Annotated in this window: 16 protein-coding genes and 1 pseudogene; 9 read left to right on the forward strand and 8 right to left on the reverse strand. The window is 71.0% G+C overall.

The genetic code is table 11. From position 1 onward, the window contains the following. The 5 genes and pseudogenes from AC1DU4_RS03415 to AC1DU4_RS03435 all read right to left on the reverse strand — a co-directional run. Window positions 1-183 (reverse strand): annotated as a pseudogene (locus AC1DU4_RS03415) (carboxyltransferase domain-containing protein); the annotation flags it as partial. 142 nt (window positions 184-325) lie between these two features. Then, window positions 326-3,928 (reverse strand): hydantoinase B/oxoprolinase family protein, encoded by a 3,603-nt coding sequence (locus AC1DU4_RS03420; RefSeq protein WP_477837678.1) that lies wholly within the window; start codon window positions 3,926-3,928, stop codon window positions 326-328. 33 nt (window positions 3,929-3,961) lie between these two features. Then, entirely contained in the window at window positions 3,962-4,843 is an 882-nt protein-coding gene (locus tag AC1DU4_RS03425) for a metal ABC transporter permease (RefSeq protein WP_477837679.1), read from the reverse strand. Continuing rightward, entirely contained in the window at window positions 4,840-5,715 is an 876-nt protein-coding gene (locus AC1DU4_RS03430) for a metal ABC transporter ATP-binding protein (protein ID WP_477837680.1), read from the reverse strand. Before AC1DU4_RS03430 ends, AC1DU4_RS03425 begins: the two co-directional genes overlap by 4 nt. Before the next feature lie 14 nt (window positions 5,716-5,729). Continuing rightward, complete coding sequence (locus AC1DU4_RS03435) at window positions 5,730-6,797, reverse strand: metal ABC transporter solute-binding protein, Zn/Mn family (protein WP_477837681.1); 1,068 nt, start codon at window positions 6,795-6,797, stop codon at window positions 5,730-5,732. Between the two features lie 85 nt (window positions 6,798-6,882). Between AC1DU4_RS03435 and AC1DU4_RS03440 the strand changes: the two genes are divergently transcribed. Then, complete coding sequence (locus tag AC1DU4_RS03440; protein WP_072843200.1) at window positions 6,883-7,968, forward strand: LacI family DNA-binding transcriptional regulator; 1,086 nt, start codon at window positions 6,883-6,885, stop codon at window positions 7,966-7,968. 33 nt (window positions 7,969-8,001) lie between these two features. On the opposite strand, the gene otsB is transcribed toward AC1DU4_RS03440, so the two are convergent. Together otsB and kstR are read right to left on the reverse strand one after the other, a co-directional pair. Then, the gene (otsB, locus tag AC1DU4_RS03445) at window positions 8,002-10,566 is read right to left on the reverse strand and encodes a trehalose-phosphatase (protein WP_477837682.1); all 2,565 of its coding nucleotides are present in this window, start codon (window positions 10,564-10,566) and stop codon (window positions 8,002-8,004) included. A 14-nt stretch (window positions 10,567-10,580) separates the two neighbouring features. Beyond that, on the reverse strand, window positions 10,581-11,246 hold the full coding sequence (gene kstR, locus AC1DU4_RS03450; RefSeq protein WP_477837683.1) for a cholesterol catabolism transcriptional regulator KstR: 666 nt from the start codon (window positions 11,244-11,246) through the stop codon (window positions 10,581-10,583). A gap of 128 nt (window positions 11,247-11,374) precedes the next feature. On the opposite strand from kstR, the gene AC1DU4_RS03455 reads away from it, so the two are divergent. From AC1DU4_RS03455 to AC1DU4_RS03485, 7 genes are all read left to right on the forward strand, one after another. After that, window positions 11,375-13,546 (forward strand): acyl-CoA dehydrogenase family protein, encoded by a 2,172-nt coding sequence (locus tag AC1DU4_RS03455; RefSeq protein ID WP_477837684.1) that lies wholly within the window; start codon window positions 11,375-11,377, stop codon window positions 13,544-13,546. Window positions 13,547-13,582: 36 nt separating this feature from the next. Further along, on the forward strand, window positions 13,583-14,692 hold the full coding sequence (locus AC1DU4_RS03460; RefSeq protein ID WP_477837685.1) for an acyl-CoA dehydrogenase family protein: 1,110 nt from the start codon (window positions 13,583-13,585) through the stop codon (window positions 14,690-14,692). After that, window positions 14,677-15,843: an acyl-CoA dehydrogenase family protein gene (locus AC1DU4_RS03465; RefSeq protein WP_477837686.1), complete on the forward strand. Its 1,167-nt coding sequence runs from the start codon at window positions 14,677-14,679 to the stop codon at window positions 15,841-15,843. The genes AC1DU4_RS03460 and AC1DU4_RS03465 overlap by 16 nt, the downstream gene beginning before the upstream one ends. Beyond that, window positions 15,840-16,865 (forward strand): bifunctional MaoC family dehydratase N-terminal/OB-fold nucleic acid binding domain-containing protein, encoded by a 1,026-nt coding sequence (locus AC1DU4_RS03470; protein ID WP_477837687.1) that lies wholly within the window; start codon window positions 15,840-15,842, stop codon window positions 16,863-16,865. The genes AC1DU4_RS03465 and AC1DU4_RS03470 overlap by 4 nt, the downstream gene beginning before the upstream one ends. After that, entirely contained in the window at window positions 16,862-17,302 is a 441-nt protein-coding gene (locus AC1DU4_RS03475; protein WP_477837688.1) for a MaoC family dehydratase, read from the forward strand. The genes AC1DU4_RS03470 and AC1DU4_RS03475 overlap by 4 nt, the downstream gene beginning before the upstream one ends. Continuing rightward, window positions 17,299-18,471 (forward strand): lipid-transfer protein, encoded by a 1,173-nt coding sequence (locus AC1DU4_RS03480; protein ID WP_477837689.1) that lies wholly within the window; start codon window positions 17,299-17,301, stop codon window positions 18,469-18,471. The genes AC1DU4_RS03475 and AC1DU4_RS03480 overlap by 4 nt, the downstream gene beginning before the upstream one ends. 125 nt (window positions 18,472-18,596) lie before the next feature. Beyond that, entirely contained in the window at window positions 18,597-18,971 is a 375-nt protein-coding gene (locus AC1DU4_RS03485) for a RidA family protein (protein WP_477837690.1), read from the forward strand. A gap of 143 nt (window positions 18,972-19,114) precedes the next feature. Here the strand turns inward: AC1DU4_RS03485 and AC1DU4_RS03490 are convergent, their stop codons facing one another. Then, a complete protein-coding gene (locus tag AC1DU4_RS03490) occupies window positions 19,115-19,726 on the reverse strand; it encodes a TetR/AcrR family transcriptional regulator (protein WP_477837691.1) in 612 nt (203 codons plus the stop codon). Window positions 19,727-19,830: 104 nt separating this feature from the next. Here AC1DU4_RS03490 and zapE point away from each other — a divergent pair, with 104 nt between their 5' ends. Continuing rightward, a complete protein-coding gene (gene zapE, locus AC1DU4_RS03495) occupies window positions 19,831-20,805 on the forward strand; it encodes a cell division protein ZapE (RefSeq protein WP_477837692.1) in 975 nt (324 codons plus the stop codon). Window positions 20,806-20,875: the final 70 nt, after the last annotated feature.

A 20,875-nucleotide genomic window follows, 5' to 3' on the forward strand; every position in this document is an offset into this window, starting at 1 on the left:
TCAGAGCGCGACGAACCGAACGGTCGCGCCCGGCCGGAGCAGCGCGGGCGGGTCGCGTTCGACGTCCCACATCGGCTCGTCGGTGCTGCCGATCAGCTGCCGGCCGCCGGGCGAGCTGCGCGGGTAGACGCCGGAGAACTCGCCGGCCAGGCCGACGGCACCGGCCGGGACCGCGGTGCGGGGGGGGGGGGCGTACCGGGAGGGCGGCCGGTGGGTGGGCCTGTCGACCGCTTTCGGCTTCCTCACCGCGTTCGCGCTCGGCGGCTGAGCCCCATCGAGCGTACTCCCGACGGTGACCGCCGACCCGGATGTGCACGCTCGGTGGTCAGTGCCGGCGCGCCCCGTACCCGCCGCCGCCTGGCGTCTCGACGACCAGGACGTCGCCCGGCTCGACGTCGACCGAGTCGCAGGCGGCCATCGGGACCACGGTGCCGTCGGCGCGTTCGACCCGGTTGCTGCCCAGCCCGCCGGGCGAGCCCCCGTTCATGCCGTACGGCGGCACTCGGCGATGCCCCGACAGCGTGCTCACCAGCATCGGCTCCAGGAATCGGAGTCGGCGGACCGCGCCGTCGCCGCCGCGCCAGCGCCCGTCCCCACCGCTGCCGCGCCGAATCGCGAAGTCCTCCAGGAGCACCGGAAGCCGCCACTCGAGCACCTCGGGGTCGGTCAGTCGGGAGTTCGTCATGTGGGTCTGCACCACCGACGCCCCGTCGAATCCGTCGCCCGCGCCGGACCCGGAGCCGAGGGTCTCGTAGTACTGGTGCCGGTCGTTGCCGAAGGTGACGTTGTTCATCGTCCCGGAACCTTCCGCCTGCACTCCGAGCGCGCCGTACAGTGCACCGGTCACGGCCTGCGAGGTCTCCACGTTGCCGGCGACCACGGCAGCCGGATGGCTCGGCGCGAGCATGGACCCCTCGGGGATGACGATGTGCAGGGGCCTCAGACAGCCGTCGTTGAGCGGGATCTCGTCGGCGACGAGAGTGCGGAACACGTAGAGCACGGCGGCCGTCGCGACCGACGACGGCGCGTTGAAGTTCGACTCGAGTTGTGGCGAGCTACCGGTGAAATCGATCGTCGCCGAGCGGCTCTGCCGATCCACGCTCACCCGCACCGCGATCACCGCGCCGGCATCCGTCTCGTACCGATAGGAGCCCTCGGCGAGGGTGTCCACGACCCGGCGCACCGCCTCCTCGGCGTTGTCCTGCACGTGGCGCATGTAGGCCTCCACCACATCGAGGCCGAAGTGGTCGATCATTCTCGCGACCTCCTCGACTCCCCTTGCATTCGCGGCGATCTGGGCGCGAAGGTCGGCGAGGTTGGTGTCGGGATTCCGAGACGGGTACCGCGCGCCGGTCAGCAGCTCCAGCGTCTCGGCTTCCCGGAGGCGGCCGTCGCGGGCGAGCAGCCAGTTGTCGAACAGCACCCCTTCCTCGTCGATCTCGCGGCTGGTGGCCGGCATCGACCCCGGGGAGATCCCGCCGATCTCGGCGTGGTGTCCGCGGGAGGCGACGTAGAACAGGATCTCTGCGCCCGACTCGTCGAAAACCGGGGTGATGACGGTGATGTCGGGGAGGTGGGTGCCGCCGTGGTACGGGTCGTTGACGGCGTAGACGTCGCCGCGCCGCATCCGGTCCCGGCGTCGCGCGATGACCTCCTTGACGCTACTGCCCATCGATCCGAGGTGGACCGGGATGTGCGGGGCGTTGGCGATGAGGTTGCCGTCCGGATCGAACAGCGCGCACGAGAAGTCCAGCCGTTCCTTGATGTTCACCGACTGCGCCGTCGACTCCAGGGCGGTGCCCATCTGTTCGGCGATCGACATGAACAGGTTGTTGAAGATCTCCAGCATCACCGGATCGGCCTGCGTGCCGATCGCTGCCCCGGTGGGCGCGACCACCCGCTCGAGAAGCAGGTGCCCGGCCTCGGTGAGCGTGCCGCGCCAGCCGGGGTCCACCACGGTGGTCGAGTTCGTCTCGGCGATGATCGCCGGTCCGGTGACCGCGTCCCCGGGCCGCATCCGTGCCCGCTCGTGCAGCGGCGCCGCGTGCCAGGCTCCGTCGGCGTACATGCGAACGGTGTCGGCGGCCTCGTCCGCGGCGGGAGCGGTCGCCGCCGCCACGTCGGACAGGTCCGGTTGGTCGGTCAGCCCGGTCGCCTCGACGGCCACCGCGTCGACGATGAGCGGGCGGTCCATCAGGAACGAGTACGTCCGCAGGTGCACCCCCTCGAACTCCGCGGTCATGGTCTCGGGCTCGGTCAGTTCGACGGGCACGGTGGTGTCCGTGCCGTCGTAGCGCAGGTGGGCCCGCCGGGTCAGCCGGATCCGATCCGGGGACATCCCCTCGTCCAGGAGTTCGGCGGCGGCCGCCGATTCCAGGGCCTCGGCGACGTCGAGTATCCGCGGCAGGGAGTCCGGCCCCAGCGGTGTGACCACCGACTGCTCCCGCATGACCGTGGTGTCGGCCAGGCCCATACCCAGCGCCGACAGCACGCCGGCCATGGGTGGGACCAGCACGGTGTGGATACCCAGCGAGTCGGCCACCGCGCACGCGTGCTGGCCACCGGCACCGCCGAAGGTGGTCAGCGCGTACTCGGTGACGTCGTGCCCCTTCTGCACCGAGATGTGCTTGACCGCGTTGGCCATGTTCGCGACCGCGATGCGCAGGAATCCCTCCGCGACCTGTTCGGGGGAGCGGTCGTCGCCCGTGCGCGCACGAATGTCGGCGGCCAGCTCGGCGAACCGGCTGCGGACGATGTCGCCGTCCAGTGTCTGGTCGCCCCCGGGGCCGAACACCCTGGGGAAGTGCTCGGGTTGGATACGGCCGAGCATCACGTTGGCGTCGGTGACGGTCAGCGGTCCGCCCCCGCGGTAGCAGGAGGGCCCGGGGTCGGCGCCCGCCGAGTCCGGACCGACGCGGTACCGGCTGCCGTCGAAGTGCAGGATCGAGCCACCGCCGGCGGCGACGGTGTGGATGTCCAGCATCGGTGCCCGCAGGCGGACCCCGGCGACCTGGGTGTCGAACACGCGCTCGTACTCGCCTGCAAAATGCGACACGTCTGTCGAGGTGCCACCCATGTCGAACCCGATCACCTTGTCGAAGCCGGCCAACTGCGACATCCGCACCATGCCGACGATGCCGCCCGCCGGACCCGAGAGGATCGCATCCTTGCCCCGGAAGTGGCCCGCCTCGGCGAGCCCGCCGTTGGACTGCATGAACATCAGTCGCACGCCGGGCAGTTGCCCGGTCACCAGGTCGACGTAGCGGCGCAGCACCGGCGAGAGGTAGGCATCGACGACCGCGGTGTCCCCGCGTGGCACCAGCTTCATCAGTGGGCTGGCCACGCTGGACAGCGAGATCTGGGCGAACCCGATCTCCGCCGCGAGCTCGCCGATCGCCGCCTCGTGCTCGGGGTACAGGTGACTGTGCATGCACACCACCGCCACCGCGCCGATCCCGTCGTCGTGCGCTCGCCGGAGCTCGCCGGCCAGTTGGTCGAGATCCGGGGTGCGCAGCACGGTTCCATCGGCCATGACGCGTTCGTCGACCTCGATCACGCGCTCGTACAACAGCTCCGGCAGCTCGATGTGCCGGTCGAAGATTCGCGGTCGGTTCTGGTAGCCGATCCGCAGCGCGTCACCGAAGCCCTTCGTGATGACGAGGGCCGTGCGTGCCCCGGTGCGCTCGAGCAGAGCGTTGGTCGCAACCGTGGTGCCCATCCGGACCTGCTCCACCCGATCCGCCGTGACGGCCCCGCCCGCACTCGACCCGAGCAGCGCGCGGATGCCGGCGACGGCGGCGTCGGAGTACCGTGCTGGGTTCTCCGACAGCAGCTTGTGCGTGACCAGGCTGCCGTCGGGTCGGCGTCCGACTATGTCGGTGAACGTGCCCCCACGGTCGATCCAGAATTCCCAACGCGCAGCAGTCATGGCTCTCCCATCGCGAACGATCGGAGGCCAATCCTATGCAGCGACCGTGACCCGCCTCACGGCCCGGCCCCGCCGCGCGCCCACCACGCGGCAGATCAGGTAGATCACGAACGAGATGGTGGTGACGAAGGTGGACACCGGGACGCCGGGCGCGAGCGAGAGCAGGATGCCACCGACGGCCGCGAGCTCGGCGAACAGGATGGACAGCAGCGTGGTCCGCAGCGGGTTCGAGGTGATCCGCGCGGCCGCCGCAGCCGGGGTGATGAGCAGCGAGAGCACCAGCAGCGCGCCGACGATCTGCACGCCGAGCGCGGCGGCCACGCCGACCAGCACCGCGAACACGATCGACAGTGCCCGGATCGGCACGCCGCGGGCCCGCGCGACGTCCGGGTCGGTGCTGGCGAACAGCAGCGGCCGGTACACCACCAGCAGCACGGCGAGCACCAGGACCGCGCACACCAGCAGCAGTTGCAGGCCGCTGTTGCCGACGCCGACGATCTGCCCGACGAGCAGCGAGAAGCTGGTGCCGGTGCGGCCGGGGTAGAGCCACATGAACAGYACGGACAGGCCGAGGCCGAACGACATGATGACGCCGATCACCGAGTCGCGTTCGCGGGCCTTGGCGCCGAGCAGGCCGAACAGTACGGCCGCGACCACCGAGCCGACGATGGCGCCGAGACCCACGCTGAGGCCGGCCAGCAGCGCCGCGGAGGCACCGGTCAGCGACAGCTCGCTGGTGCCGTGCACCGCGAACGACATCTGCCGGCTGATGATCAGCGGGCCGATCGCGCCGGCGAGCAACCCCAGGATCGCGGCGGCGAGCAACGCCTGCTGCACGAAGTCGTAGTGCAGCAGGTCGAGGGTGGCCTGCCAGTCGAACATCATCGACAGGGCCTCGGAGAGCTTCTCGTTCATTCGTGGTCCTCGTGGTGGATGCCCTCGCCGCCCGCACTGCCGAGCGCGTCGATGGCGTCGCCCGTGCCGACGACGACCAGTCGCCCGCGCACGTGCAGCACCTCGACGTCGGTCTGGTACAGCTCCGAGAGCACCTCCGAGGTCATCACCTCGGCGGCGGTGCCGATCCGGAACCGGCCGTCCACCAGGTACAGCACCCGGTCGACGAGCGGCAGGATCGGGTTGATCTCGTGGGTCACGAACAGCACCGCGGTGTCGTGCTCGAGCCGGCGCTGGTTGATCAGGTCGGACACCCGGTGCTGGTTGGCCAGGTCCAGGCTCAGCAGCGGCTCGTCGCACAGCAGCACCCGGGGGTCGCCGACGAGGGCCTGCGCCACCCGCAGTCGCTGCTGCTCGCCGCCGGACATCGAGCCGACCGGGGCGTCGGCGTAGGCCTGCGCGCCCACCTGGGTGATGGCGGCGTCGACGATGGCGCGGCGGGCGCGACGGTTCCGCAGCCCGGTGCCCCAGCGGTGGCCGTCGACGCCCAGGCCGACCAGGTCGCGCCCGCGCAGCGGCAGGCCCTCGTCCATGGTCTTCTGCTGCGGGATGTACCCGACGTGGGAGTTTCCGGTGCGCGCGGGCGTGCCGGCGATCCGGACGCTGCCGCCGGAGAGCGGGACCTGGCCGAGGAGCACCTTGAGCAGGGAGGTCTTGCCGGACCCGTTGGGGCCGAGCACGGCGATGAACTCGCCGGGACGGACCTGCAGGTCGAGGCCGGACCACAGGGTTCGGGGTCCGTACGCCAGCCGGGCTCCGTTGAGTTCGACGGCGGGTTCGGTCACGGGGCCTTTTCGGGTGTCGGGATTCGGGTTCTCGGTTTCGCGCTGCATCGGATGCGCCGGCCTCAGCGGGCGGAGCCGTCGAGCGCGGCGGCGAGCGCCGCGGCGGTGGCGCTCTGCCACTGAATGTAGTCGAGCCCCTCGGGCAGCGTCTCGCTCACCTCGACGACCGTGATGCCCGCCGCCTCGGCGTTCGCCCGGACGTCCTGGGTGACGCGGTCCTGGGTCTGGCTGTTGTAGATCAGCGCGTGGACCTTCTTGCCCGCCAGCAGGTCCCGGGTGGCGGCGATCGCCGCGGGCGGGGGGTCGTTGCCGTCCTCGATGGCCTTGGTGAAGTCCTCGGGCGTCTCGTCGCGGAGGTCGGCGGCGGCCAGCAGGTAGTGCGCGATCGGCTCGGTCTGGGCGACCGGGGCCTGTCCGTGGGTCGCCGCGATGCCGTCGGTCACCGCGGTGATCCGGTGCAGCTTGCCGTGGAAGTCGGCGGCGTTGGCGGTGTAAGCGTCGGCGTTCGCCGGGTCGATGACGCCGAGTTCGGCCGCGATCTTCTGCGCCACCGCGTCGACGGTGGGGACGTCGTACCAGACGTGCTCGTTCACCGCGCCGTGTCCGTGGTCGTGGCCGGCGTGCGAGTCGGCCCCCGCCTCGTGGGACGCCGCCTCGTGGGCCTCTGCCTCCGGGGCAGCGGGGGACGCCGCGGCGTCGTGGTCGCCGTGCAGGTCGGTGGGGGAGCCGTACAGCTCGAACGCGTCGACCGTCCGCTTGCCGGGCATGCTCTCGAGGATGTCGTCGAGGAACCCGTCGTATCCGCCGCCGTTGAGCACGACCAGGTTGGCGTCGGTGATCCTGGCGGCGTCGCGGGGGCTGGCCTCGTAGGAGTGCGGGTCGGCGGAGGGGTCCGAGACGATCGAGACGACGTCCGCACGGTCTCCGGCGACGGCGCCGGCCACCGAGCCCCACACATTGGTGGAGGCGACGATGCTGACGCGCTGACCGGCCGCGACGGGGCCGTCCGCGTCCGCGCTCGAGGCGGTGGAGCAGGCGCCGAGGGTCAGGGCGGCGGTGACGGCCAGCCCGACGGCTGCGGCGACCTTGCGGTGGCGGYGGGAACGGGCGGTCGGGTCGAGCTGAGGCATGCCCAAGATATTAATGGAAACCGTTTCCGTTGTACATTAGCGGGGCCGTGCTGTCGGTCACGGCCGCATTCAGTACGGTCCGACTATGTCCCGGTCCCGTCATCCGCACCGTCAGGCCACCCTGGCGTCGCTCGCGGCGGAGCTGAAGGTCTCCCGCACCACCGTCTCCAACGCCTACAACCGGCCGGACCAACTCTCCGCGGAACTGCGCGAACGGGTGCTCGACGCCGCCAAGCGGCGCGGCTACCCGGGCCCGGACCCGGTGGCCCGCTCGTTGCGCACCCGCAAGGCGGGCGCGGTGGGGCTGCTGCTCACCGAGGCATTGAGCTACTCCTTCCGGGACCCGGCGGCGATGAGCTTCCTGGCGGGCCTGGCCGAGTCCTGCGAGGACGCCGGCCAGGGGCTGCTGCTGGTGCCCGCCGGGCCGGGCCGCGACGACGTCGACGCGGCCGCGGTGGTGCAGCAGGCCGGGGTGGACGGCTTTGTCGTGTACTCCGTCGCGGACGACGACCCCTACCTCGCCGCCGTGCTCGAGCGGCGGATGCCGATGGTGGTGTGTGACCAGCCGCGGGAGATCGCGGGGGCCTCGCTGGTCGGCATCGACGACCGCGGCGCCATGCGCAAGGTTGCCGAGTACCTGATCACCTTGGGGCACAAGGAGTTCGGTGTCCTCTGCATGCGGCTCGGCCGCGACCTGCGGGACGGTCTCGTCGAAGGGGACCGGCTGAACTCGCCGAACTTCCACGTCCAGCGCGAGCGAATCGCCGGGGTGCGGGACGCGTTGACCGCCGCCGGGCTGGACCCGGCCTCGCTGACGGTGATCGAGCGCGCCGAGCACTCCGGTCCGGCCGGTCACTCCGCCGCGGAGCAGGCCCTCGCGGTGAACCCGCGGATCACCGCGCTGCTGTGCACCACCGACGTGCTCGCGCTGGGCGCGCTGGACTACGCCCGCTGGCGCGGGCTGGACGTGCCCGGGCAGCTGTCGATCACCGGCTTCGACGGCGTCGACGACGCGCTGCGCGAGGGGCTGACCACCGTCCGCCAGCCTGCCGAGGAGAAGGGGCGGCGGGCCGGGCGGCTGCTGCTCACCCCGTCGCACTCCGGCGTCGCGACCGTGGAGATGCTCGAGACCGAACTGCTGCGCGGGCACACCGCGGCGCCGCCGGCCTAGCGGCCCGACCGTCCTGCGGCCGGGCCGGCCGACCTACCGCGCGGTCAGGCCGCGGGCCTCGCTGAGCAGCTGCGCGCACCGCAGCAGGCCCAGGTGGCTGTACGCCTGCGGATGGTTGCCCAGCGACCGCTCGGCGACCGGGTCGTACTCCTCGGCGAGCAGTCCGGTCGGACCCGCCGCCGCCACCAGCTGGGCGAACAGGGCCTCCGCGTCGGCGAGCTGACCGGTCAGCAGGTAGGCCTCGACCAGCCAGGCCGCGCACAGGTGGAACCCTCCCTCGCCGCCGGGCAGGCCGTCGTCGTGGTGGTAGCGGTACACCGTCGAGCCGCTGCGCAGCTCCGCCTCCGTGGCGATGACGGTGGCCGCGAACCGGGGGTCGGACGGGTCGATCAGTCCGGACAGCCCGATGTGCAGGGTGGCCGCGTCGAGGTCGGTGCCGTCGTAGGCGGCGGTGTACGAGCGGGCCCGGTCACTCCAGCCGCGGTCCTTGACCTCGTCGGAGATCTCGGTGCGCAGCGCCTTCCAGTCTTGTCCGGCCTCCCGGTCGAAGCGCGTGGCCAGGGTCAGTGCCCGGTCCACGGTGACCCAGCACATCACCTTCGAGTACACGTGGTGCCGCGGGTTGCCGCGGATCTCCCAGATGCCGTTGTCGGGTTCGGACCACCGGCGCTGGACCGCGGAGACCATGGCGCACACCAGGTCCCAGTCGGCGTCGGTCAGGGCCTGCGCGGTGCCCTGCTTCTCCCGCGCGTGGGCCAGGTGCGAGATCAGGTCCACGATCGGGCCGAAGACGTCGAGCTGAACCTGCGAGTTCGCGGCGTTGCCGACGCGCACCGGCCGGGACCCGGCGTACCCGGGCAGCGAGTCGAGGACTGCCTCGGGGGGCAGGCCGCCGCCGTAGATCGTGTACAGCGGGTGCAGCCGTTCCGGTCCGGGCAGCGTCTCGAGCACCCGGTGCACCCAGTCGAGGAAGTTCTCCGCCTCGGTCAGGGAGCCGAGCGAGACCAGCGCGGAGGCGGTCAGCGAGGCGTCGCGCAGCCAGCAGTAGCGGTAGTCCCAGTTGCGGACGCCGCCGATCTCCTCCGGCAGCGAGGTGGTCGCGGCGGCGAGGATGGAACCCGAGTCGGCGTGCACCAGCCCGCGCAGGGTGAGGGCGGAGCGCTTCATCAGGCCGGGCTTGAGCGGAGGCAGGTCGAGGCCCTCGGCCCACTCGGCCCAGTACGCCTCGGACAGCGCCCGACGGTCGGGTTCCGGTGTCGCGGACGGTTCGAGATCCGAACTGCCGCAGCGAAGTTCGAGTACCACGGGTCCGGCGGACGGGTCGACCACGGCGTGTGCGGTCTGCTGCTGGCCGTCGTTGACGATCTCCCACTCGACGCCGGCGGAGCGCAGCACCACCGGGTCGTTGGTGCCGTAGACACGCAGGCCGTTCTCCTCCCGCTCGAGCTTCACCTGCGCCTGCCCGAACTCGGGGCGGGGCGCGAAGGTGACAACCGCCTTGGCCTGGCCGGTGATCACTCGCGTCAGGTCGGTGCGGCCGGCGTCCACGTCGTGCGGCAGGTAGTCGGTGACCTGCAGGCTGGCCCATCGGGTCTGCACGGTCATGGTGCCGTCGACGTAGCGCTGGCTCAGCGGCAGCGCGGCCCGTTGCGGCGCGACGGTGAAGTGGCCGGCCTCGACGCCGCCGAGCAGGTGCGCGAACATCGCGGCGGAGTCCGGCTCGGGATGGCACAGCCAGGTCAGTGAGGCGTCGGGGGTCAGCAGGGCCACCGAACGGGGGCTGGCGAGCATGGTCAGCCGCTCGATCGGGGTGGCGCTGTCGCCGTGCAGCCAGGTGCGGCGTTCCTCGAACAGGAACGCCAGCGCGGTGCCGACGTCCTCGGGGCTCTCCACGCGGAACTCGGCGAGGGACTCGCCGTCGCCGACCTTGATGCCGAGGTCGGGTCCGGCCAGCCTGCGGAACGCCTTCTCGTCGGTGACGTCGTCGCCGAAGAAGACGGTCGCCGACGCGCCCTCGCGGTGCCGGAGGATGTCGAGGGCCTCGCCCTTGTCGGTGACGATGACGGCCAGCTCGATGACGGCCTTGCCCTCGGTGACCTGTACGCCGTCCCAGGTGGCGGCGTCGCCGCGGACCCGGGCCAGCGCGGCGTCGGCCACCTCGGGGCTCGCGTTGCGCACGTGCAGCGCGACGCTGGCCGGCTTGGTCTCGACGGCGATGCCGTCGCCCGCGGCGGCGATCGTCAGCAGTTCGTGGGTGATCTCGCGCAGCAGTCGCTTGGCGTCGTCGTCGATCTCGTGCACGAAGCCGACGTCGAACTCGGAGCCGTGGCTGCCCACCAACTGCACCTCGACCGGCAGTCGCGAGAGCATCGCCAGGTCGCGCAGGGCGCGCCCGGAGATCACCGCGGACGCGGTCGAGGGCAGGCTCGCGAGCGCCCGCAGGGCGCGCACCGATTCGGCATCCGGAAATGCCTTCGCCGGATCGGACACGATGGGTGCCATGGTGCCGTCGTAGTCGGACGCCACCAGCAGTCGCGGCGTCCGGGCGACTGACACCAGACGCCGGCGGAGCTCGAGGGGTAGATCTTGCGCACTCACTGCGCGAAGTCTACTTAGGATTCGGCCGGATCCTGGTAGCCGCCGCCGAGAAGAAGTTCGACGGTCAGCTCGAGCCGCTTGGCGACGTCGGTTGCCGACGAGCGCCGGGTCAGCCAGGCCACCAGGTTGGACAGCCAGACATCGGAGATGACGCGCGCGATGGCGAGCTGCTCCTCGGTGGGCGTGCCGTCGTTCATGGCCCGGGCGAACAGCGCGTCCATCAACTTGCCCACCGCGTCGACCTCGGCGGCAGCGGAGGCGTCGGCGAACATGAATGCCCGGGTCATCGCCTCGGTGAGCAGCGGCTCGCGCTGCATCGCGCGGGTGATCTGACCGAGGATCAGGTGCATCCGCTCGATCGGGGTGTCGCCCGGCGGCATGCCCTTCTTGCGGGAGTCGATCTTCTCGAATTCGCGGGCCAGCGCGGACACCAGCAGGTGCACCTTCGACGGGAAGTAGCGGTACAGGGTGCCGACCGCGACGTCCGCGCGTTCTGCCACCGCGCGCATCTGCACGGCCTCGTAGCCGCCCTTCGATGCCAGCACCAGGGTGGCGTCGAGGATCCGCTTGCGCCGCTCTCGTTGCGCGTTGGAACTGAGGTCCTCGTCGGTCAAAGTCGACACGGCCGCGCTTGTTGCGGTGGCTTTGCCCGCGGAGCGTGTACGAGATGAGGAGGTCATCGACGAAATCCTTGGATTAGGCGAAACATTTTCGAGGGCGGTTCAAGTCCGGTCTTGACTCTGGACCAACTTACAGATTAGAACACGTTCTACATGATTTTGTCAGTACTGAGAGGTTGGCCTTCCTTGTGACTATCGCCACGACAGACGAGCAGCGTGCCGTCCAGGAATCGATTCTGGCCTGGTCGCGCTCCGCGAATCCTATCGAGACGCTCCGTCAGGACCCGGCGGATCCGTGGCGCGCGCACTGGCCGGCGCTCGCCGACCTGGGTGTGTTCATGGTCGCGCAGGCCGAGGAGGTCGGTGGCGCGGACGGCGAGATCGTCGATCTCGCGGTGATGCTCGAGCAGGCCGCCGCGGCGCTGGCCGCCGGTCCGGTCCTGTCCACCGCGCTGGCCGCGCTGGTGGTCGGGCGCAGCGGTGAACCCGCCGCCAAGCAGTGGGGGCCGGAGCTGGCCGAGGGTGGGCGCCCGGTCGGCGTCGTGCTCGACGGGGCGGTCGCGGCCGAGGCCGACGCCGACGGCGGCCTGGTGCTGAGCGGCGACGCCGGCCTCGCGCTCGGCGGCGCACCCGGTGTGGCGGTGCTGCTGCCCGCCACCCGCGGCGCCTCCTCGGGCGAAGCCTCGGGTGACGAGGTGTGGTGCCTGCTCGACGCCGACACCGCCGGCCTGACGGTCGAGGCGGTGGAGAACGTGGACGTGAGCGTCCCGCTGGCCACCGTGCGCCTCGACGGCGTCACGGTCTCGCCGGACCGGATCCTGACCGGCGTCCGCCCGGGCCTGGTGCGTGACCTGGCCGCCACCCTCGCCGCGGCGGAGGCCGCCGGTGTTGCCGGCTGGTGCCTGCGGACCGCCGTCGAGTACGCGAAGATCCGCGAGCAGTTCGGCAAGCCGATCGGTTCGTTCCAGGCGATCAAGCACCTGTGCGCCGAGATGCTCTGCCGGGTCGAGCAGGCCCGCGCCGTGGCCTGGGACGCGGCCGTCGCCGCCGAGTCCGGCGACGAGTTGCCGATCGCGGCCGCGGTCGCCGCGTCCGTCGCGTTGGACGCGGCGGTCGACACCGCCAAGGACTGCATCCAGGTGCTCGGCGGCATCGGCTTCACCTGGGAGCACGACGCGCACTTCTACCTGCGGCGGGTGCTCTCGCTGCGCCAACTGCTCGGTGGCGGCGCCGCCTGGCGGGCCCGGGTCGCGGAACTGACCCGCGCCGGGTCCCGTCGGCACCTGACCGTGGACCTCGGCGACCTCGCGGGGCAGCGGGAGACCGTCCGCGCCGAGATCGAGGCGATCGTCGCGCTCCCGGAGGCCGAGCGGCGTGTTGCGTTCGCCGAGTCCGGTTACCTGGCGCCGCACTGGCCGGCCCCGTACGGCAAGTCCGCGAAGGCCGCCGAGCAGATCCTGATCGGCGAGGAACTCGTGCGCGCCGACCTCGAGACACCCAACCTGGTGATCGGCTGGTGGGCGGTGCCCACGATCCTCGAGCACGGCACCGCCGAGCAGATCGAGCGGTTCGCGATGCCGACCCTGCGCGGGGACCTGACCTGGTGCCAGCTGTTCTCCGAGCCGGGCGCCGGCTCCGACCTCGCGTCCCTGCGCACCACCGCCGACAAGGTGGACGGCGGCTGGGTGCTCAACGGCCAGAAGGTGTGGACCTCGCTCGCCCGCGAAGCGGACTGGGCGATCTGCCTGGCCCGTACCGACAAGGACGCACCGAAGCACAAGGGCATCACCTACTTCGTGGTGGACATGCGCAGCGCCGGAATTCGGATCTCGCCGCTGCGCGAGATCACCGGCGACGCGCTGTTCAACGAGGTGTTCCTGGACGGGGTGTTCGTGCCGGACGAGTGCGTGGTCGGCCAGGTGAACGGCGGCTGGAAGCTGGCCCGGACCACCCTCGCCAACGAGCGGATCGCGATGAGCGGTGGCTCGTCGCTGGGCAAGGCGATGGAGGAGCTGCTCGAGCTGTCCAGCCGCGGCGGCACCGACCCGGTCACCGAGGACCGCATCGGCTTCCTCGTCGGCGACGCCCTGGTCGGCTCGCTGCTCGAGCACCGGACCACACTGCGTCAGCTCGACGGCCAGGACCCCGGTCCGGCGTCGAGTGTGCGCAAACTCGTCGGGGTACGGCATCGTCAGGCTGTCGCGGAGTTCGCGCTCGAGTGCGCGGGCATCGACGGCGCGGTGGAGGGTCCGCTCTCGCGCGAATTCCTCAACACCCGCTGCCTGACCATTGCCGGTGGTACCGAGCAGATCCTGCTCACCGTCGCCGCCGAGCACCTGCTCGGGCTGCCGCGCGGCTGACCGATTACACGCACTTCGACAGGACGGATTTCTCAGGTGGATTTCACTTTCGGTAGTGAGCAGCAGGCGGTGGCCGAAGTGGCCGCTGCCGTGCTGCAGACGGCGGCGAGCGCCGAGACGCTCGCCGCCATGGACCGCGGCGCCCCGGTGTGGGACGCGACGCTGTGGCAGCGGCTGGCGGACGAGGGGGTGCTCTCGCTGCCGCTGCCCGAGGCGCTCGGCGGCGACGATCTGGGCATCGCCGAGATCGGTGTGCTGCTCGGTCAGGTCGGCCGGCACGCGGCCCAGGCCCCGGTCCTCGAGACCCTCGGCTTCGGGGTGCTGCCGCTGCTCGCGCTCGGTGGCGATCCGCAGCGGTTCCTCGCCGGTGTCCCGGGTGGGGCGATCCTCACCGCGGCGCTGAGYGAGCCGGGTGCGCCGCTGCCGGCGATCCCGGCCACCACGGCGACGGCCGAGGGCGACGGGTACGTCGTCACCGGTCGCAAGGTCGGGGTGCGCTACGCCGAGCAGGCGGCCTTCGTGCTGGTGCCGACGTCGGCCGGTGTGGCCGTCGTCGCGCCCGACGCCGACGGCGTCACCCTCACCCGCACCTTCACCGCCTCGCTCGCCCCCGAGTACACGATGGCGCTCGACGGTGTGCGCATCGACTCCGGTGCGTTGCTCACCGGCGCCCCGGTCGAGAGTCTGTACCGGATCGCGCTCGCCACCGTCGCCGCGCAGGCCGCGGGTCTCGGTACCGGGATGACCAAGCTGACCGCCACGCATGTGAGCACCCGCGAGCAGTTCGGCAAGCCGATCGCCGCGTTCCAGGCCGTCTCGCAGCAGGTCGCCGACTCCTACGTCACCGCCCGCACCCTGGAACTGGCCGCGTTGTCGGCCTGCTGGCGACTGGCGGAGGGCCTCGACGCCACGGAGGACACCTCGGTGGCCGCCTACTGGCTGGCCGAGAAGTTGCCGGTGGCGATGCAGCAGTGCAGCCACATGCACGGTGGTCTCGGCGCGGACGTCACCTACCCGGCGCACCTGTACTACGAGCAGACCAAGGACCTCGTCCGCCTCGTCGGCGGTCCGTCGTCCCGTCTGGCCATTCTCGGCGCCCTCGGCGCCCGCGACCTCGGTGTGGAGGCAGCATGCTCATCGATCTGACCCCGGAGCAGAAGAAGTTCCAGGCGGAACTGCGCAAGTACTTCGCCGACCTGATCTCGCCCGAGGAGGCGGAGATCATGCTCACCGACCGGCACGGTCCCGTCTACCACGAGGTCATCCGCCGGATGGGCCGCGACGGCTGGCTCGGCGTCGGCTGGCCGAAGGAATTCGGCGGCAAGGGTTTCGGCGAGATCGAACAGCAGATCTTCACCAACGAGGCGGTCCGCGCGGACGTGCCGCTGCCGTCGGTGACGCTGCAGACGGTGGGCCCGACCCTGCAGACGTACGGCACCGAGGAGCAGAAGCGCAAGTTCCTGCCCGGCATCCTGACCGGTGAGGTGCACTTCGCGATCGGCTACACCGAGCCGGAGGCCGGCACCGACCTCGCCGCGCTGCGCACCACCGCCGTCCGCGACGGCGACCACTACGTCGTCAACGGCCAGAAGTACTTCACCACCGGCGGTCACGCCGCGGACTACATCTGGCTCGCGGTGCGTACCGGCACCACCGAGGACCGTCACCGCGGCATCTCGATCCTGATCGTGGACACCACCGATCCCGGCTTCTCCTCGACGCCGGTGATCACCGCGGACGGTGCCCATCACGTCAACGCGACCTACTACGAAGACGTCCGGGTGCCCGTCGAGATGCTCGTCGGCGAGGAGAACCGGGGCTGGAAGCTGATCACCACCCAGCTCAACCACGAGCGCGTCATGCTCGGCCCGGCCGGCCGAGTCGGTGGCCTCTACGACCGCGTCAGCGCGTGGGCCACCCGCCCGGGCCCGGACGGTGCGCCGCTGGCCACCCAGCCGGAGGTGCAGCGCGCCCTCGGCGAGATCCGCGCGATCTACCGGCTCAACGAGCTGCTCAACTGGCAGGTCGCTGCCGCGGAGGGCGCCGTCGACATGGCCGACGCCTCCGCCACCAAGGTCTTCGCCACCGAGCAGATCCAGCGGATGGGCCGGCTCGCGGAGGAGGTCGTCGGGCGCTGGGGCGACCCGGCCGATCCGGAGACCGGGCATCTGCTCCGATGGCTGGACGCGCAGACCAAGCGCAACCTCGTCATCACCTTCGGCGGCGGCGTCAACGAGGTCATGCGTGACCTCATCTCCACCGCGGGACTGGGACTTCCCAAGGTGGCGCGCCGATGAGCGAACAGGACATTCTCGCTGCGGCACAACGGGTTCGGGATGGCGGCGCAAGCAAGGCCCGCAGCGGTCGCGACCCGGTGAACCTGCCGATGATCCGGAACTGGGTCGAGGCGATCGGCGACGAGAACCCCATCTACGTCGACGAGGTCGCCGCCCGCGCCGCCGGTCACGACGGCATCGTCGCGCCGCCGGCGATGGCGCAGGTGTGGACCATGCGCGGACTCGGTGCGGTGCGCGAGGAGGACGACCCGCTCGGCCGGATGACCGAGATCCTCGACGAGGCCGGGTACACCTCGGTGGTCGCCACCAACTGCGACCAGACCTACCACCGCTACCTCGCCCCCGGCGAGGAGGTCACCATCGAGTCGGTGCTCGAAGACGTTGTGGGACCGAAGAAGACGGGCCTGGGGGAGGGCTGGTTCTTCACCACCCGCAACCTGTGGAAGGTCGGCGACGAAGTGGTTGCCGAGATGCTCTTCCGCATCCTCAAGTTCGCGCCGCCCGCGAAGACCGCTGCCCCCGAAACCGTGGCGGCCGTGGCGTCTTCGGCGAGCGGTGACCCGGTCGACGACCTCGACGGCACCCGGATGATGCGTCCGGCGGCCTCGCTCGACACGAAGTTCTTCTGGGACGGCGTGGCCGCGCACGAGCTGCGTCTGCAGCAGCGGCCGGACGGCTCGTTGCAGCACCCGCCGGTGCCGGCGCTGTGGAAGCCCAAGGGCGAGAGCACCGACTACGTCGTGGCCTCCGGCCGCGGCACGGTGTTCAGCTACGTCGTGCACCACGCGCCGAAGGTGCCGGGCCGTCCGCTGCCCTTCGTGATCGCGCTGGTCGAACTGGAGGAGGGCGTGCGCATGCTCGGCGAGCTGCGCGGGGCCGACCCCGAGACCGTCGCCGTCGGCCAGCCCGTCGAGGTGGACTTCCTCGACTTCCCGGCCGACCCGGACAACGACGCCAAGGGCCCGTGGACGCTGTACGCCTGGCGGCCCACCGCTCGCCCCGGTGTGGAGGAGAACCGATGACCCCGCTGAACCCGCCGACGGTTGCCGTCGGTGACACGTTGCCCACCCTGTCCATCGAGGGCACGCCGACGTTCGTCGTCTCGACGGCACTGGCCACCCGCGACTTCCAGGACGTGCACCACGACCGGGACCTCGCGCAGCAGCGCGGCTCCAAGGACATCTTCGTCAACATCCTGACGGACACCGGCCTGGTGCAGCGCTACGTCACGGACTGGGCGGGGCAGAAGGCCGTCCTCAAGTCCATCGAGCTGCGTCTCGGTGTGCCCTGGTACGCCTACGACACCCTGACCCTCACCGGCAGCGTCGTCTCGATCGAGGACGGACTGGTCACCCTCTCCGTCGTCGGTACCGACTCGCTGGGCAAGCACATCACCTCCACCGTCCGGCTGGTCATGGACGGCTCGGTCACCACCGGCGCAGTTGGGAGTCCCGCATGAGCGGCCTGTCAGGCAAGGCCTCGATCGTCGGCATTGGTGCCACCGACTTCTCGAAGGACTCGGGACGCAGCGAGCTCCGGCTGGCCGCAGAGGCGGTGAACCTCGCCCTCGAAGACGCGGGTCTGACGCCCGCGGAGGTCGACGGCCTCGTCTCGTTCACGATGGACACCAACACCGAGACTGCCGTCGCCCGTGCGGTCGGCATCCCGGAACTGAAGTTCTTCAGCCGTATCCACTACGGCGGCGGCGCGGCCTGCGCGACGATCCAGCAGGCGGCGCTGGCCGTCTCCTCGGGCGTCGCGGACGTGGTGGTGGCCTACCGGGCGTTCAACGAGCGCTCCGGCCACCGGTTCGGTCAGGTCGACTCCGGTCTGGTCAACCAGGTGAACTCGTCGGGCGCGGACTACGCGTTCTCCTACCCGCACGGGCTGAGCACGCCGGCGGGCAGCGTGGCGATGATGGCCCGCCGGTACATGCACCAGTACGGCGCCACCAGTGAGGACTTCGGGCGGATCGCCGTCGCCGACCGCAAGCACGCGGCGACCAACCCGAATGCGTTCTTCTACGGCAAGCCGATCACCCTCGAGGACCACCAGAACTCGCGGTTCATCGCCGAGCCGCTGCACCTGCTGGACTGCTGCCAGGAGTCGGACGGCGGCATCGCGATCGTCGTCGTCTCGGCCGAGCGGGCCAAGGACCTCAAGCAGAAGCCGGTCTCCATCGCCGCCGCCGCGCAGGGCAGCGGCAAGGACCAGTACACGATGATGAGCTACTACCGCGACGACCTCGCCTGCATCCCCGAGATGGAGCTCGTCGGCAACCAGCTGTGGGACCAGTCGGGCCTGCGCCCGGACGACATGGACATGGCGGTGCTCTACGACCACTTCACCCCGTACGTCCTCATGCAGCTCGAGGACCTCGGATTCTGCAAGCGCGGCGAGGCGAAGGACTTCGTCCGGGAGCCGGGTGCGCTCGAGATCGGCGGGAAGCTCCCGCTGAACACGCACGGCGGTCAGCTGGGCGAGGCGTACATCCACGGCATGAACGGCATCGCCGAGGGCGTCCGCCAGATCCGCGGGACCTCCGTGAACCAGGTGCCGGGTGCCCAGCAGGTGCTGGTCACCGCGGGCACCGGCGTGCCGACCTCGGGTCTGGTGCTCACCGCCTGACAGCGCATCCTCGAATGGAAAGCCTCGGCCGCGAACGCATTTGCGCTCGCGGCCGAGGTCGCTTCACCGGCGCGGCCGGTGTACTTCTCGAAATACGCACTTCGCGAAAGGGCAGGGAACGAAACATGGGACAGGGAAACGAGAACTGGGAAGAGGAGTTCGAGTACTCGGACGCCGTGCGGGCGGGCGACCTGTGGTTCCTCTCGGGGCAGGTCGGTCTCGAGGCCGACGGCACCGTGCCGGACGACATCGAGCGGCAGTACCGGTTCGCCTTCGATGCGCTGCTCGGGGTGCTGCGCAAGCAGGGCTGCACGGCCGCGGACGTGGTGGAGCTGACCACCTTCCACGTCGACTACCCCCAGCACCTGCCGGAGTTCATGAAGGCCAAGTCACAGTTCCAGGGTGACGCGCGGCCGGCCTGGACCGCGGTGGGGGTCGCCGCACTCGCCATGCCGGGGACGCTGGTGGAGATCAAGGCCGTCGCCCGCGCCCGCGACTGATCGCCCCGCACCGACACGGTCGGTGGATGCCGGGTATCGGATCCCACCGACCGTGACGGATCAGTGTGTGGCGAGGGCGATCCGGTCGAGCTCCTGCGCTGACCTCGAGGTCGTGGAAGTGCCCAGTTTCAGCGTGTCTGAGTTCAGGGCCGGGCGCTCAGGCCCCTGAGATAGGTCGCGATCGCGGCGGTGAGCCGGCGCGCGCTCGCGGCAGTTCCGGGTTCCGGCCCGGCCAGGGCTTGCGCCCCGACCGAGTTCTCCCAGACCAGTCCCTCGCACAGGGCAACAAAGTTGGCGCCGTCGACCTCGGGGTCGGCCGATCCGAGCTCCCGGACCAGGCCGGCCGCCAACTCCTGCGAGAAGATGCAGGTCGCCAACGCTCGCTGGATCTCCTTGTCGTGCACCATCTCCAGGGCGAGCGCGTAACGGACGCGGATGTCCCGGGCCCGGTCGGAGAGCATGGCGTCGAGGGCCGAGCCGATGTCGGCCGCGAGTTCCTCGACGGCGGGTAGCCCGCCCGGACGAGRCCGGGTCAGCCGAGACCGCTCGAAGTCGCGCCGTGAGCTCTCGGTCAGGCGCTCGACCGCCGCGACGAGCAGTTCCCGCTTGGTTCGGAAGTAGTACGAGGTGGATCCGGCGGGCAATTCGAGATGTCGGTCCACCGCGCGGTGGGTGAGGGCCCGGATGCCGTCGGCCGCGACTATGTCGAGTACCGCGTCCGCGATCCGTTCGCGTCGGTCCGTGCCGCCTGCCATCCCGTCACCACTCTCCGGCTACCGCCCGTTCCGTACCGAGTCCGGTCCCGGGGTGAGACCCATCTCGCATTGAGACCCCGACTCTACATTCGTAGAGTCGGGCCATGCGAAGCGCCCGACCGACCATGACCATCGAAACTTTCGAGCGTGCCGCCGCGGACGGGGGCTTCGAGCTCGACGCGGGCCAGCGGGTGGTCGCCGAGCGGCTCGCACGGGTGGACCTGCGGCCCGGCCGCGGCGCCTACCTGTGGGGCCCGGTAGGCCGCGGCAAGACCTGGCTGATGGACGCGTACCGCGCCGGGCTCACGGTGCGGCGCACCCGGCGGGTGCACTTCCACGAGTTCTTCCGGCAACTGCACCGCTCGGTGCACGAGGTCGGCATCGAGCGGGCGTCGACGGGCCTGCTCGCCGGCTGCGACGTGCTGTTCTTCGACGAGTTCCACGTCCACGACATCGGGGACGCCGCCCTGCTCACCCGCCTGCTGTCGGCCTTGGAGGACTGCGGCGTCGCACTGGTGGTCACGTCGAACTACCCGCCGGACGGGCTGCTGCCCAATCCGCTGTTCCACGACAAGTTCCGGCCGACGATCGAGACGTTGAAGCGGCGGCTCGAGGTGGTCGAGCTGGTGGGCGAGCGCGACTACCGCCTCGGGGCCCCGCCGCAGGACGGGCGCTTCTCGTCGGGGCGCTACCTGCCGGGCGGGACCCATCCGGCGCCGCCGCACGAGCACGAACGCACCACGGTGAGCCCGCCGTCCGGGCGCCCAGTCGTGGCCCGCGCGGTGCGCGGGGACCTGCTCTGGTTCGACTTCGGCGATCTCTGCGAGCGTCCGGTCTCGCCGCATGACTACCTCGGCCTGGCCGCCGCCCACAGCCGGTGGGTGGTCAGCGGCGTCCCGCCGATCGGGGAGGCCGACCCCGACGGGGTGCAGCGGTTCTGCACCCTCGTCGACGTCCTGTACGACCGCGACGTGGAGCTGACCGTGCTCGGCGCCGACTGGCGAACGCCGGATCTGCAGGACCCGCCGGCGGTCCCGGACCTCGCACGAGCCCGCAGCAGACTGGCACTGCTGCGGTGACCGCGGCCCGCGTACCGCTGGACGGGATCGACCGGCGCAGGTCGCCGCGGGCGGAGTAGTGATGAGTGCA

The sequence above is a fragment of the Rhodococcus sp. P4_F5 genome (assembly GCF_056401315.1).

What these genes read in the sequence shown, in the direction of transcription:
- AC1DU4_RS03480 (WP_477837689.1), top strand. Translation starts at nt 17,299, where the DNA reads ATGAGCGGCCTGTCAGGCAAGGCCTCGATCGTCGGCATTGGTGCCACC.
- kstR (WP_477837683.1), bottom strand. Translation starts at nt 11,246, where the DNA reads ATGACCTCCTCATCTCGTACACGCTCCGCGGGCAAAGCCACCGCAACA.
- AC1DU4_RS03465 (WP_477837686.1), top strand. Translation starts at nt 14,677, where the DNA reads ATGCTCATCGATCTGACCCCGGAGCAGAAGAAGTTCCAGGCGGAACTG.
- AC1DU4_RS03475 (WP_477837688.1), top strand. Translation starts at nt 16,862, where the DNA reads ATGACCCCGCTGAACCCGCCGACGGTTGCCGTCGGTGACACGTTGCCC.
- AC1DU4_RS03470 (WP_477837687.1), top strand. Translation starts at nt 15,840, where the DNA reads ATGAGCGAACAGGACATTCTCGCTGCGGCACAACGGGTTCGGGATGGC.
- zapE (WP_477837692.1), top strand. Translation starts at nt 19,831, where the DNA reads ATGCGAAGCGCCCGACCGACCATGACCATCGAAACTTTCGAGCGTGCC.
- AC1DU4_RS03440 (WP_072843200.1), top strand. Translation starts at nt 6,883, where the DNA reads ATGTCCCGGTCCCGTCATCCGCACCGTCAGGCCACCCTGGCGTCGCTC.
- AC1DU4_RS03485 (WP_477837690.1), top strand. Translation starts at nt 18,597, where the DNA reads ATGGGACAGGGAAACGAGAACTGGGAAGAGGAGTTCGAGTACTCGGAC.
- AC1DU4_RS03420 (WP_477837678.1), bottom strand. Translation starts at nt 3,928, where the DNA reads ATGACTGCTGCGCGTTGGGAATTCTGGATCGACCGTGGGGGCACGTTC.
- AC1DU4_RS03430 (WP_477837680.1), bottom strand. Translation starts at nt 5,715, where the DNA reads ATGCAGCGCGAAACCGAGAACCCGAATCCCGACACCCGAAAAGGCCCC.